This is a genomic window from Rhizobium sp. LjRoot254 (assembly GCF_964254105.1).
GTDB lineage: Bacteria > Pseudomonadota > Alphaproteobacteria > Rhizobiales > Rhizobiaceae > Rhizobium_E.
This window is the reverse complement of the sequence record NZ_CAXUSM020000001.1, coordinates 1,460,693-1,475,040: the sequence shown is the minus strand read 5'-3', so window position 1 is coordinate 1,475,040 and position 14,348 is coordinate 1,460,693. Positions and strand designations below refer to the sequence as shown.

Annotated in this window: 11 protein-coding genes; 10 read left to right on the top strand and 1 reads right to left on the bottom strand. The window is 62.4% G+C overall.

All coding sequences use genetic code 11. The annotated features are described in order from the left end of the window. The first annotated feature begins 188 nt into the window (after positions 1-188). Entirely contained in the window at positions 189-704 is a 516-nt protein-coding gene (locus ACSQ26_RS07175) for a cupin domain-containing protein (RefSeq protein ID WP_436007657.1), read from the top strand. Here ACSQ26_RS07175 and ggt read toward each other — a convergent pair whose 3' ends face one another. Next, the gene (gene ggt / locus ACSQ26_RS07170; RefSeq protein ID WP_436007655.1) at positions 705-2,291 is read right to left on the bottom strand and encodes a gamma-glutamyltransferase; all 1,587 of its coding nucleotides are present in this window, start codon (positions 2,289-2,291) and stop codon (positions 705-707) included. Between the two features lie 185 nt (positions 2,292-2,476). On the opposite strand from ggt, the gene ACSQ26_RS07165 reads away from it, so the two are divergent. From ACSQ26_RS07165 to ACSQ26_RS07125, 9 genes are all read left to right on the top strand, one after another. Then, positions 2,477-3,067: an ANTAR domain-containing response regulator gene (locus tag ACSQ26_RS07165; RefSeq protein ID WP_436007653.1), complete on the top strand. Its 591-nt coding sequence runs from the start codon at positions 2,477-2,479 to the stop codon at positions 3,065-3,067. A gap of 25 nt (positions 3,068-3,092) precedes the next feature. After that, positions 3,093-4,385: a CmpA/NrtA family ABC transporter substrate-binding protein gene (locus ACSQ26_RS07160; protein ID WP_436015143.1), complete on the top strand. Its 1,293-nt coding sequence runs from the start codon at positions 3,093-3,095 to the stop codon at positions 4,383-4,385. Between the two features lie 338 nt (positions 4,386-4,723). Beyond that, positions 4,724-6,022: a CmpA/NrtA family ABC transporter substrate-binding protein gene (locus tag ACSQ26_RS07155; RefSeq protein WP_436007651.1), complete on the top strand. Its 1,299-nt coding sequence runs from the start codon at positions 4,724-4,726 to the stop codon at positions 6,020-6,022. A gap of 57 nt (positions 6,023-6,079) precedes the next feature. Beyond that, a complete protein-coding gene (ntrB, locus tag ACSQ26_RS07150; RefSeq protein ID WP_436007649.1) occupies positions 6,080-6,973 on the top strand; it encodes a nitrate ABC transporter permease in 894 nt (297 codons plus the stop codon). Between the two features lie 10 nt (positions 6,974-6,983). Further along, on the top strand, positions 6,984-7,781 hold the full coding sequence (locus ACSQ26_RS07145) for an ABC transporter ATP-binding protein (protein WP_436007647.1): 798 nt from the start codon (positions 6,984-6,986) through the stop codon (positions 7,779-7,781). A gap of 5 nt (positions 7,782-7,786) precedes the next feature. Then, positions 7,787-10,237 (top strand): nitrite reductase large subunit NirB, encoded by a 2,451-nt coding sequence (gene nirB / locus ACSQ26_RS07140; protein ID WP_436007645.1) that lies wholly within the window; start codon positions 7,787-7,789, stop codon positions 10,235-10,237. Positions 10,238-10,248: 11 nt separating this feature from the next. Further along, a complete protein-coding gene (gene nirD / locus ACSQ26_RS07135) occupies positions 10,249-10,578 on the top strand; it encodes a nitrite reductase small subunit NirD (RefSeq protein ID WP_258157207.1) in 330 nt (109 codons plus the stop codon). A 2-nt stretch (positions 10,579-10,580) separates the two neighbouring features. Further along, entirely contained in the window at positions 10,581-13,235 is a 2,655-nt protein-coding gene (locus ACSQ26_RS07130) for a nitrate reductase (RefSeq protein WP_436007643.1), read from the top strand. Next, on the top strand, positions 13,207-14,298 hold the full coding sequence (locus ACSQ26_RS07125; RefSeq protein ID WP_436007641.1) for an NAD(P)-dependent oxidoreductase: 1,092 nt from the start codon (positions 13,207-13,209) through the stop codon (positions 14,296-14,298). Before ACSQ26_RS07130 ends, ACSQ26_RS07125 begins: the two co-directional genes overlap by 29 nt. Positions 14,299-14,348: the final 50 nt, after the last annotated feature.

Sequence of the window (14,348 nt, the reverse complement as noted above, 5' to 3'; positions counted from 1 at the left end):
GAGCGGATAGATCAATATTACATCATCAATATCTGTCCGCATATTTTTTAGGCAATATTTTATGTATTGCATACAATTCGAAAGATCGAGTCGTCGCCTTGCGCCCCGCGTCGGCACCGGATCGACCGGACCCGGGTGACAAAGACCCACCCGTGCCTATAATCCAAAAACCATATGCGGAGGGAACCATGGGCGATCACCACGACGACGAACACGACGATCACCATCAAGATGCCGATTACTGGAAGCACAATGGTGTCCGCGTGATCAAAGGCAACCAGCTCGACGACAACACGCCACAGACCCCGGGAATGTACCGCCAGGCGGCAATCACCACCGCACGCGTTGGCGCGCAGAAGATCTGGGCAGGCACCGTGACGATCCAGCCCAATGCCAAGACCGGCGTCCACCATCACGGCGCCCTTGAAAGCGTCATCTACGTGGTCAAGGGCAAGGCGCGGATGCGTTGGGGCGAGCGGCTGGAATATGTCGCCGAAGCCGATGCCGGCGACTTCATCTTCGTGCCGCCCTATGTGCCGCATCAGGAGATCAATGCCGACCCGGCCAATCCACTCGAATGCGTGCTGGTGCGCTCTGACGACACCGCGGTCGTGGTCAATATCACCGATGTCGATCCCGTGGAAAAGCCGGAGGAGGTCTATTGGGTAGACCCCATTCATACCCACCCGGATGCGAAATCCTGATCAATAGCCGAGCGCGCAGCCATCCTTGCGGTGATCCGAAGCGCCGGTCAGCGTGCCTTTGTCCCAATCGATCACGACCGCCTGGCCTCCGCCGAAGGGTTTTGCCGACCGCTTGACCCTATGTCCCTTTGCCGAAAGGCCGTCGATGACCGATTGCGCGACGCCGTTCTCCACCTCCACCAGACCGTCGCGGTGAAAGACGCGTGGCGCATCGAGCGCCTGCTGTGCATCCATGCCGAAATCGATAACGTTCGTCACGAGATGCACGTGGCCGAAGGGTTGATATGCACCGCCCATGACGCCGAAGGGCATGACGACACGCCCATCCTTCACCGCCATGCCCGGCATGATCGTATGGAGCGGGCGCTTGCCTGGCGCGATGACATTCGGATGATCCCGATCGAGCCGGAAGCCCGTTCCCCGGTTCTGCAATACCACGCCGGATTTCGGCCCCGTCACGGCAGCACCGAACGAATGATAGGTGGAGTTGATGAAGGACACTGCATTGCGATCGGTATCGACGATCGAAATGTAGACCGTGTCGCCCCGGGGCAGTTCGACATTGGGAAGCTCAGCCATCGCCTGGTCCGGATCGATTGCGGCCCGCAAGCCCGCGGCGTATTCGTTCGACAGCAGTTCCTTGACGGGCACGCGCACTTTTTCCGGATCGGCCAGATAGCGGTCGCGATCGCGATAGGCGAGCCGTCCCGCCTCGATCTCCAGATGCAGCCTTTCCGCGCTGTCTGGATTGAGGCCCTTGAGATCGAAGCCCGACAGGATGTTGAGCATCAGGAGCGCGGTCAGGCCCTGGTTGTTCGGCGGCATCTGGAAGATGTCATGGCCGTCGTAGTTCACGCTGATCGGCTCGACATAGTCACCTTTGGTCGCGGCAAAGTCTTCAAGCGTATGCAGGCCGCCGAGCGCCCTGAGCCGCGCCACCAGGTCGTCGGCCACCTCGTCTTCGTAGAAACCCGACCTACCCTTTTCGGCGATCAGTCGGAGACTTCGCGCAAGTTCCGGCTGGCGGTGGATGTCACCGGCTTTCAGCGGCTGCCCTTTGTTCAGAAAGATCCGGGCGCTATGTTCATCCTGGGCCAATACCGGCGCGATCTCCTCCCAGTCGAAGGCGACGCGATCATGCACCACGTAGCCTTTCTCAGCATATCGGATGGCGGGCGCCAGCGCCGCATCGATGCCCTTCTTCCCATGATCCGCGAGCAGCCGGCACCATGCGTCAATTGCGCCGGGAATCGTGACGGCATGGGCGCCAGTCTCCGGGATTTGGGCGAAACCCCGCTCCAGGTACCAATCGAGCTCCGCCGCAAGCGGCGAACGGCCCGAGCCATTGAAGGCCAGCACGTCGCCTTCACCCTTGGGCGAATAGAGCACGAAACAATCGCCGCCGATGCCCGTCGATTGCGGCTCGACCACGGCCTGCACCGCAGCCGCAGCGACCGCTGCATCCATCGCATTGCCGCCGGATCGCAGCATCTCGATGGCGGCAAGCGTTGAAAGCGGGTGGGACGTAGCGACCATCGCATCGGTAGCGCGCACCGGCGAACGTCCGGGAAGCTGGAAATCACGCATTCTCCTACTGTCCTCCATCAGCGCCCATCGGGCCGAATCTGGCACGGCAACGGCATGACTTTGCACGATATTCGGGATTGGGAAAGGGCGACGCGGGCGCTGATTATTTTTTGATCATATTTCTTCAAGTGTATTTTTTAGGCAAAGTCCTTGCAAGATTTGCTGCGCTGCGTCATGACTAGTCCATGTCCGCGCCCGAACTCACTATCCTCGTGATCGACGAGAACGCCATCCGCGCCTCCATCATCGAGGAAGGCCTGCGCGAGGCGGGGCACACCCGCGTCACGGTGATCCATGAAGTCCACGGCGTCGCCCGGATCATCGATTCGCTGGCGCCCGACGTCATCGTGATCGACATCGAGAACCCCGACCGCGACCAGATGGAGCATCTTTTCCAGCTGACGCGCACGCTTGAGCGGCCGATCGCCATGTTTGTCGATCGCTCCGACACCGCCTCCATCGAAGCTGCCGTCGAAGCCGGCGTCTCGGCCTATGTCGTCGATGGCCTGAAGAAGGAACGTGTCAAATCGATCCTCGACATGGCCGTCAGCCGGTTCAACGCCTTCAGCCGTCTGCAGCGCGAACTGGCGGATGCGAAATCCGCGCTCGAGGAGCGCAAGATCATCGAGCGCGCCAAGGGCATATTGATGAAGATGCGCGGGCTTTCCGAAGAGGATGCCTTCGCGCTGATGCGCCAGACGGCGATGAACGAGAAGAAGAAGATGTCCGAGATCGCGCAGAGCGTCGTCACCGCAGCCGGACTGCTGATGCGCTGATCTCTTGGGAGCATTGAACGTGAACATGATGACAATATCAGGAAATCCATTGTCCGGCAGGGGCGCCTCGGGCTTGACCGCACCGGGCAAAGTGTCCGGCGAAGGGTCGCGCACCCTGCGCGCCGGCTTCATCCCGTTGGTCGATGCCTCCGTATTGATCGCCGCGGCCGAATTCGGCTTTGCGGCAAAGGAAGGCATTACGCTCGATCTGGTCAAGGACGTTTCCTGGGCCAATGTGCGCGACCGTCTCGCTTTCCGCCAGTTCGATATCGCGCATATGCTGTCACCAATGCCGGTTGCGGCGATGCTCGGCCTCGGCTCGAACCCCTCGCCCACCATCACGCCCTTCTCGCTCGGCAAGGGCGGCAACGCGATCACGCTTTCGGTGCGGCTTTATGCGCGCATGCGCGACGAAGCAGATCTCGCGGTCGATGCGACAGCGCTCGAGAATGCCGAAGCGCTCGCAATCGTGCTCGCCAGCATGCGAGGGCGCGGTGAGCCGCAGCCGACCCTCGGCATGACCTACCCCTTCTCGTCGCACAATTACGAGTTTCGCTATTGGCTCGCTGCCGGCGGCATCGACCCCGATCGCGATGTGAAGCTCGTCGTCGTTCCACCGCCGATGACCTCGGATGCGCTGGCAGCCGGTGCGATCGACGGCTTCTGCGTCGGCGCGCCGTGGAACATGGTGGCCTCCGGGCGCGGCGTCGGCCGTATCGTTGCGGCCAAGCAGGACATCTGGCCGTCCGCGCCCGAGAAGGTCATCGGCATGCGGCCCGAATGGGCTGAGACCCACCCCGAAACGGTCTTCCGGCTGATTGTCGCGCTCGATGCCGCCGCCCGCTGGTGCGACCGGCCCGAAAACCATGATGCGCTGGCGCAAACGCTCGCCGACAACCGCTACATCGCGGCTCCGAACGATATCATCCGCAATGTGCTGGCCGGAGAGTTCAGTCTCGACGCCGAAGGCCGCCGGCGCATCATTCCGAACTATTTCTCGTTCCACGCCGGAGCGGCGAACTATCCGCGCCCCAGCCAGGCGCTCTGGATTTACAGCCAGATGATGCGCTGGGGCCAGGCACCGTTGCGGCAGGAAGACATCGCACTGGCTGCATCCGCCTACCGGCCCGACCTCTACCGGCTGGCACTTGGCCATGCCGCCGCACCATCCGATGGCGACATCAGGGTCGAGGGCGCCTCAGTCGGTGATCACTTCATGGACGGCCACGTTTTCGACCCCGCCCGCCTTGCCGAATACGTGGCCGCATTTGCCGTGAAAAGCCCTTCGCTGTCAGATCTCACGGCCGGCGAAGCGTAAGCCATCGCTTGCTGCCCTGCACAATTTATGACCCCGGATTGCCGCGGCGCACAAATTTTTGGCAGCAATTGCCTGCAGCTTAAAAATCAGGCAGTGAGCGATCATGAAATTTTCTAATTTAGTTTCAATTGGTTGGCTACATCATGTGAAACTGGCACGCCGTTTGCATCGCTCTAATTGCCCGGTCAATGGCGATCAGGGCGGATGAACGCGCGATAAGCGTTCAACAAAGACATCGACGTCGCAAGGTTTTTGCTCCGGGAAACTCCCATCCCATGGACGCAATCTCCAAGCGGCGTTTTTTATTTTCGGGTTCCGCCCAAACAAGGGGATGTGCGATGACCAAGATAATGATGACCGGCCTGACCCGCCGCAGCCTGCTCAAGACATCAGCCGCCGCCGCCCTGATCGGCGCCGTCAATACCGCCTTTCCATCAGGCGCCTTTGCTGCGTCGGCCGGCCCTGAAGTGACCGGCGCCAAACTGGGCTTCATCGCATTGACGGATTCGGCGGCACTCATCATCGCCAAGGAAAAGGGCCTGTTCGAAAAGCATGGCATGCCGGACGTCGAAGTCGCCAAGCAGGCAAGCTGGGGTGCGACCCGCGACAATCTGGTGCTCGGTGGCGAAGCGAACGGCATCGACGGCGCCCATATCCTCACCCCGATGCCGTATCTGATGCAGACCGGCAAGGTGACGCAGAACAACGTGCCGGTGCCGATGTCGATTCTCGCCCGCCTCAATCTCGACAGCCAGGCGATCTCGGTTTCCAAGGAATATGCGGCAACCGGCGCCGGCCTCGACTCCTCCAAGCTGAAAGAGGCCTTCGCTGCGAAGAAAGCGGCAGGCGGCGAGGTCAAGGTCGCGGTCACCTTCCCCGGCGGCACGCACGACCTCTGGATGCGCTACTGGCTCGCTGCCGGCGGCATCGACCCGGACAAGGACGTTTCGGTCATCGTCGTACCGCCCCCGCAGATGGTCGCCAACATGAAGGTTGGCAATATGGATGCCTTCTGCGTCGGCGAACCGTGGAACGAACAGCTCGTCAATCAAGGCATCGGTTTCACCGCCTGTTCGACCGGCGAAATCTGGAAGCGCCATCCCGAGAAGGCCTTCTCCATGCGCACGGAATGGGTGGAGAAGAACCCCAATGCCGCCAAAGCCATCATGATGGCCATCATGGAAGCCCAGCAATGGTGCGACAAGATGGAAAACAAGGAAGAGATGGCTGCGATCGTCGGCAAGCGCCAGTGGTTCAACGTGCCGCCGAAAGACATTCTCGGCCGCCTGAAGGGCGACATCAACTACGGCAACGGCCGGGTCGCCGAGGGCACCGACCTCTATATGAAATTCTGGCAGGACCACGCGTCCTACCCGTTCAAGAGCCACGACCTGTGGTTCCTCGCCGAGAACATCCGCTGGGGCAAGTTGGCGCCTGACACCGACATCAAGGGATTGGTCGACAAGGTCAACCGCGAGGACATCTGGCGCGGCGCGGCCAAGGATCTCGGCGTCGCTGCCGCCGACATTCCGGCCACCAGTTCGCGCGGCAAGGAGACCTTCTTCGACGGCAAGGTCTTCGATCCGGAAAACCCCACCGCCTACCTCGAGAGCCTCGCCATCAAGGCCTCTTCCTGATCCTTTCCGGCCGGCGCCGACAAGGCGCCGGCCGCTCCCAAACTATTGGAGTGACCGATGACTGCTCTGGCCCGCATGGAAAAGCCAATGAAGACGGCTAAGCCGCAAACAGAAGCCAAAGTCGTGGCGCTTGCGCCGCGCCCCTCGAAAAAGTTCGATCTGAAGGGTGCTGCCGCGTCGGTTGCCAAGAATGTGGTTCCGCCGATCATCGTGCTGGCGCTGCTGCTCGGCATCTGGCAGCTGCTCTGTTCCGCGCCGGGCTCGTCCCTGCCGCCGCCCTCGCAGGTCTGGCAGGAAAGCTATGATCTGATCGCCCATCCCTTCTTCGATTTCGGCTCGCAGGATATCGGGCTCGGCTGGCGCGTGCTGGTATCGCTTCAGCGCGTCGCCTATGGCTTCGGCCTTGCGGCAATCGTCGGCGTGCTGATCGGCGCCGTCATCGGCCAGTCGGTCTGGGTGATGCGCGGGCTCGACCCGATCTTCCAGGTTCTGCGCACCGTGCCGCCACTCGCCTGGCTGCCGCTGTCGCTCGCGGCCTTCCAGAATTCCAATCCGTCTGCGATCTTCGTGATTTTCATCACCTCGATCTGGCCGGTCATCATCAATACCGCCGTCGGTGTCCGCAACATCCCGCAGGATTACCGCAACGTCGCCCAGGTGCTGCGGCTGAACCATCTCGAGTTCTTCTGGAAGATCATGCTGCCCTCGGCCGCGCCCTACATCTTCACCGGCCTCAGGATCGGCATCGGCCTGTCCTGGCTCGCCATCGTCGCGGCCGAGATGCTGACCGGCGGTGTCGGCATCGGCTTCTTCATCTGGGATGCCTGGAACTCCTCGCGTCTGCCCGACATCATCGTGGCACTCGCCTATATCGGCGTTACCGGCTTCTTCCTCGACAAGCTGGTCTCGGCTGTCGGCAAGTTCATCACCCGCGGCGCGGCGACCAATTAAGGAGGCGATCATGCAGGCCTATCTCAAGCTCGACCATATCGCCAAGCATTTCGACCGCGGCGGCACCCGCTCGGACGTACTGCGCGACATCAACCTGACCATCGAAAAGGGCGAGTTCGTCTCGATCATCGGACATTCCGGCTGCGGCAAGTCGACATTGCTCAACCTGATCGCTGGCCTGACCCCGGTTTCGACCGGGGTGGTGCTGCTCGAAAACCGCGAAGTCAACGCGCCGGGGCCGGAGCGCGCCGTTGTGTTCCAGAACCACAGCCTGCTGCCCTGGCTGACGGTCTACGAGAACGTCAACATCGCCGTCACCAAAGTCTTCGGAAGCAGCAAGAGCAAGGCGGAACGGCATGACTGGATCATGGAGAATCTCGACCTCGTGCAGATGGGTCACGCCAAGGACAAGCGTCCCGCGGAAATCTCCGGCGGCATGAAGCAGCGCGTCGGCATCGCCCGCGCGCTTGCCATGGAGCCCAAGACCCTGCTGCTCGACGAGCCATTCGGCGCACTCGACGCACTGACCCGCGCCCACCTTCAGGACGCCGTCATGGAAATCCACCTCAGGCTCGGCAACACGATGGTCATGGTCACCCACGACGTGGACGAGGCCGTGCTGCTTTCGGACCGTATCGTCATGATGACCAACGGCCCGGCCGCCCATATCGGCGAAGTGCTGGATATCCCGCTTGCCCGTCCCCGCAACCGGATCGAGCTCGCGTCGGACCGGACCTATCTCAAATGCCGCGAAGCCGTGTTGAAGTTCCTCTACGAACGCCACCGCTTCGTCGAAGCCGCGGAGTAATGCTCATGACAGAAAAACTCGTCATCATTGGAAACGGCATGGCCCCGGGGCGCATGCTCGAAAACCTCTTCGAGAGGGCACCCGGTCAGTATCAGGTGACCATCTTCAACGCCGAGCCACGCGTCAATTACGACCGTATCATGCTCTCGCCGGTCCTCTCGGGCGAGAAGACCTACGAGGAAATCGTCATCCATGGCGACGGCTGGTACATCGAAAACAACGTGACGCTCTACAAGGGCCATAAGATCATCGAGATCGACCGCGACAAGCGGACCGTCACCTCCAATCACGGCGTCACCGAGAGTTACGATAAATTGGTGATCGCCACCGGCTCCGTACCCTTCATCATCCCGGTTCCCGGCAACGACCTGCCTGGCGTGCTGAGCTATCGCGATCTCGACGACGTCCAGGCCATGCTGCTCGCCGCGCAATCGCGCGCCAAGGCGGTCGTCATCGGCGGCGGGCTACTGGGCCTCGAAGCGGCGGCCGGTCTCAACCTTCGTGGCATGGACGTCACCGTCCTCCACGTCGCGCCCACTCTCATGGAACGTCAGCTCGATCCGGCGGCTGGCTACCTGCTGCAAAAGGCGGTCGAGGAACGCGGCATCAAGGTACTAACCAAAGCCAACACCAAGGCCATCATCGGCAATGGCAAGGTCGAGGGCGTGGAGCTCGCCGACGGCACGATCATTCCGGCCAGCCTCGTCGTCATGGCTGCCGGCATCCGTCCGAATGTCCAGCTTGCGCGCGACGCCGGCCTTGCCGTCAATCGCGGCATCGTCGTCGATCACGGCATGTCCACGTCAGACGGCCATATCCTCGCACTTGGCGAATGTGCCGAAGTCGGCGGACAGGTCTATGGTCTCGTCGCACCGCTCTACGAGATGGCCCGCGTCGCGGCATCTCACCTCGCAGGCGACACGTCAGCAGCCTTCGTGCATTCCGATACGCCGACCAAACTCAAGGTCACCGGCATCGATCTCTATTCGATCGGCGACTTCGCCGATGGCGACGACCGCGAGGAGATCGTGCTTCGCGATGCCACCGCGGGCGTCTACAAGCGCCTGATCATCAAGCAGGATCGGATCATCGGCACCGTGCTTTACGGTGAAACCTCCGATGGCGCCTGGTTCAACGACCTCAAGAAGAAGGCGACCGACATCTCTGAGATGCGCGAGACGCTGATCTTCGGCCAGGCCTATCAAGGGGGTGCCCCGCTGGACCCTATGGCGGCCGTTGCAGCCTTGCCGGATGATGCGGAAATCTGCGGCTGCAACGGCATTTGCAAGGGAAAAATCACTTCAACGATCACATCCAAGGGATTGACATCGCTTGATGATGTGCGTGCTCACACCAAGGCCTCCGCCTCCTGCGGCTCCTGCACGGGTCTCGTCGAGCAGCTGATGGCGATCACGCTGGGCGACAGCTACAACCCCGCTGCGGTCCAGCCGATGTGCGGCTGTACCGAACTCGGCCACGACGACGTGCGCCGCTTGATCAAGGCCAAGCACCTCAAGACAATTCCCGCCGTGATGCAGGAACTGGAATGGAAGACCTCCTGCGGCTGCGCCAAGTGCCGGCCGGCGCTCAATTACTACCTCGTCTGCGACTGGCCTGATGAATATGCCGACGACTATCAGTCGCGCTTCATCAATGAGCGCGTCCACGCCAATATCCAGAAGGACGGCACCTATTCGGTCGTGCCGCGCATGTGGGGCGGCGTTACCAATTCGGGTGAACTGCGCGCCATTGCCGATGTCGTCGACAAGTTCGAGATCCCGATGGTCAAGGTCACCGGCGGCCAACGCATCGACCTGCTCGGCATCGAGAAGGAAGACCTGCCGGCCGTGTGGGCCGATCTCGGCAAGGCGGGCTTCATCTCGGGCCAGGCCTATGCCAAGGGCCTGCGCACAGTGAAGACCTGCGTTGGTTCGGACTGGTGCCGCTTCGGCACCCAGGATTCGACCGGCCTCGGCATCCGCATCGAAAAGTTCATGTGGGGCTCATGGACGCCGGCCAAGCTCAAGATGGCCGTATCCGGCTGTCCCCGCAATTGCGCTGAAGCCACCTGCAAGGATATCGGCGTGATCTGCGTCGATTCCGGCTTCGAGATCCATTTCGCCGGCGCCGCGGGCCTCGACATCAAGGGCACCGAGGTTCTCGGCCTGGTGAAGACCGAGGACGAGGCGCTCGAGCACATCGTCGCGCTGACCCAGATGTATCGCGAACAGGGCCGTTATCTCGAGCGCATCTACAAATGGGCCAAGCGCATTGGACTGGACGAAATCCGCCGCCAGATCATGGCCGATCATGAGAAGCGCCAGGCCTATTATGACCGCTTCGTCTTCAGCCAGAAATTCGCCCAGGTCGATCCCTGGTCCGAGCGGGTCTCGGGCAAGGACAAGCATGAATTCCGGCCGATGGCGACGGTCGGCTATTCCCAGGCAGCGGAGTGAAGATGATTGACATGAACTGGATTGCCATAGGCGACATCAACGAGATCCCGCTGCGCGGCGCACGCTGCGTGAAGACCCCGCAGGGCAAGATTGCGGTATTCCGCACGGCCGACAACGAGGTCTTCGCCATAGAAGACCATTGCCCGCACAAAGGCGGGCCGCTCAGCCAGGGCATCGTTCACGCTGCTTCGGTGACCTGCCCGCTGCACAATTGGGTCATCTCGCTGGAAACCGGCAAGGCGCTCGGCGCGGACGAAGGCGCGGTGCGAACCATCCCCGTCCGCAACGAGAACGGCGCCCTGTTCATCGCGCTTGAGGAACAACTGATGGCGGCGGAATAGGAATGCTGGAGGTCAAGACCACCTGCCCCTATTGCGGAGTCGGATGCGGAGTCATCGCCACGACAGACGACGCGGGCACGGTCTCGGTCCAGGGTGATCCGGATCATCCCGCCAATCTGGGCCGGCTCTGCTCCAAGGGCTCGGCGCTCGCCGAAACCATCGACATGGACGGCAGGCTGTTGCATCCTGAGATATCCGGCGAGCGGGCCGACTGGAGCGCGGCGCTTGACCTCGTCGCCTCAAAATTCTCGGACGCGATCCGCGAACACGGCCCGGACTCCGTCGCCTTCTATGTGTCGGGACAGTTGCTCACCGAGGACTATTACGTCGCCAACAAGCTGATGAAGGGCTTCATCGGCTCAGCGAACATCGACACCAATTCGCGGCTCTGCATGTCGTCCTCCGTCGCCGGCCATCGCCGTGCATTCGGTTCGGACACCGTGCCCGGCATCTACGAGGATCTGGAACTCGCCGATCTCGTGATCCTCACCGGCTCCAACTTGGCCTGGTGCCATCCGGTGCTGTACCAGCGCCTTGCCGCCGCCAAGGCCGTCCGGCCGGGCCTGAAAGTGGTCGTCATCGATCCGCGCCGGACCATGACATCAGACATTGCCGACCTGCATCTGGCGATCAGGCCGGACGGCGACGTGGCATTGTTCATGGGCCTGCTCGCCCACCTCGCCAAGACGCCGGCGATCGACGAAAACTTCGTCGCCGAACATACGACCGGCTTCGGCGAAGCGTTCGCCGCAGCGGCGAGCCTTTCCTTCGAAGAATTGATGGATCGCACCGGGCTCCCGGCCATGCATCTGCGCCGCTTCTTCCAGATGTTCGAGGCCACCGAACGCGTCGTGACTTGCTACAGCCAGGGCGTCAACCAGTCCTCGTCGGGCACCGACAAGGTCAATGCGATCATCAACTGTCATCTCGCGACGGGGCGCATCGGCCGGCCCGGCATGGGTCCGTTCTCATTGACCGGACAGCCCAACGCGATGGGAGGCCGCGAGGTCGGCGGCCTTGCCAACATGCTCGCCGCTCATATGGCAATCGAGAATCCAGACCATCGCGATCGGGTGCAGCGCTTCTGGCAGTCACCCACCATTGCTGAAAAGCCCGGCCTCAAGGCCGTGGATATGTTCCGTGCCGTTGCCGATGGCCGCATCAAGGCGCTGTGGATCATGGCGACCAATCCGGTCGTATCGATGCCGGATGCCGATGTGGTCGAGGCCGCAATCAAAGCCTGTCCGTTCGTTGTCGTCTCCGACGTCCTCAAGACCACCGACACCGCCCGGCACGCCGACGTACTGCTACCTTCGCTCGGCTGGGGCGAGAAGGACGGCACGGTTACCAATTCAGAGCGGCGGATATCCCGCCAGAGACGTTTCCTGGACTTGCCGGAGGAGGCAAGGCCGGACTGGTGGCAGATGGCCGAGGTTGGGCGCCGCATGGGGTATGCGGCAGCCTTCGACTACCGGTCATCTGCCGACATATTCGCCGAACACGCAGCGCTCTCGGCCTTCGAGAACGAGGGCAGCCGCGACTTCGACATCGGCGCCCATGCCATGATCGAAGAGGATGCCTATGACAGGCTTCCACCGTTCCAATGGCCGCAGCCGCTGGGATCACCGCCAACCGTCAGCCGTTTTTTCGCGGACGGCCGCTTTTACCACCCAGACGGCAAAGCACGCTTCATCGCGGCCGATCTGCCGGAGACCGATCGAACGAGCGCGGACTATCCGCTCACCCTCAATACCGGCCGCATCCGCGACCAGTGGCATACCATGACGCGAACCGGCCGCAGCGCTCGCCTGTCGGCCCACATCGCCGAACCTTTCGCTGAAATCCATCCACAGGATGCTGCGGAACTCGGCATCAGAAGCGCCTCGCTCGTCGAGATCAACAGCCCCCACGGCAGTGCCGTCGTGCGTGCACTCATCACGGAACGCCAGATGCGCGGCAACATCTTCGCGCCCATGCACTGGAACGACCAGTTCGCCGCCAAGGCGCGCATCGACGCTCTCGTGCCCGGCGTCACCGACCCGCTCTCCGGCCAGCCCGCCTCCAAGAACGTCGCCGTGGCCGTCAAACCCTTCACCGCCGCCTATTATGGCTTCGCGGTTTCGACCACTCGCCCCAACCCCGCCAATGCCTCCTACTGGGCACGCGCGAAAGCGGATGGCGGGTGGCGTGTCGAGCTTGCTTTCGATCAGGTCATCGAGGACTGGACGTCATGGAGCCGGACAGCGTTTGCCCTGCCTTCTCATATCGAGCCGCTCGGCTATTCTGACCAGCAGACAGGCGACATCCGGATCGCCTTCTTCGATGGAGACCGGTTGCTGGCAGCACTCTTTCTTGCTCGATCGCCGGTCGCCGTTGCACGCAACTGGGCCGTCGCACAGCTCACCGAACGGCATGCCGACCTCAGGACGCGCTTCGCCCTCGTGGCCGGGCGCCCCGGAGCCGGCAGGCCCGATCCTGGCGCGACGGTCTGTTCGTGCAATTCGATTGGCGTCAATCAGATCATCGCGGCGATCCGTGGCGGCTGCTCGACCGTCGAAGCGGTCGGCAAGCAGACCAGCGCCGGCACCAATTGCGGCTCGTGCCGCGGCGAAATCAGGGGGATCATCGATGGATGTCTTGCGGCCGCAGCGGAATAGACGGGGATCGAGCATTGGCGCACTGGCCACCCTCCCCGTCTTCCTCGACCTCAAGGACAAGCCGGTACTCATCGCCGGCGGCGGAGACGGCGCTGCCTGGAAAGCCGAGCTTCTGGCCGCTTGCGGTGCGGAAGTGCACGTGTTTGCGCCAATCGGCGAGCTGTCCCCGGCTTTCCGCGATCTTCTCGATCAACCGGCTTTCGTCCACCATGACTGCCACTGGGAGGCCGCCTATTTCAAGCATTTCGCACTGGCTGTCGGGGAATGCGAACCGCACGAGGCCAAGGCCTTCCACGATCGCGCGCGTGAGGCCGGGGTGCCGGTCAACGTTATCGATCAACCGGAATTCTGCCAGTTCAAGTTCGGCAGCATCGTCAACCGTTCGCCGCTGGTGATCGGCATCTCGACCGACGGCGCGGCCCCTATTCTGGCGCAGGCGGTTCGCCGCCGCATCGAGGCGGCGCTGCCCCGGACACTCAGCGCTTGGGCAGGCCTCGCCCGCGATATCCGCGATCACGTCTCGGCAATGCTCGAGGCGCCCGCGCAACGGCGGACGTTCTGGGAAAGGTTTGTGGATCGCGCCTTCGGAGAGCGGACGCCCGGCGCCCAGGAGGCCTCGGAACTCGCATTCGAGGCACGTCAGATCGCGACCGCCGGAACGCCTCGTGCGACGTCCGTCGCGTTCATTGATGCCGGCCACGACGATCCCGAATTGCTGACCTTGAAGGCCATGCGCGCGCTTCAGTCGGCTGATGTGATCGTATTCGACGGCAGCATCCCCGGCGCGGTCCTTGAACTTGGCCGCCGCGAAGCCAAGCGCATGGAAGCGCCGGCCGATCTCTTGCAATTCACGGGCAGGCGCGTCGTGCGGCTGCATGACGGCTCCCTGGCAGCCCATCATCAGGTCGCGCGGGAACTTGCCACACTTGCCAGAAACGGCGTCGAAGCCACCGTGCTCCACTCCGTCTCCCGGATTGACCCGGTCGCGGCCGATCGCCGGTTCCATCTCGCTGCGGCCCGGTCTCGGGATCTCAACCAATTGCAGCATCGCGGTCACGCCTGACGCCTGCGTCAAAGCGCGCCGTCCTTCCATCCACTGGAACAAACGCCTAT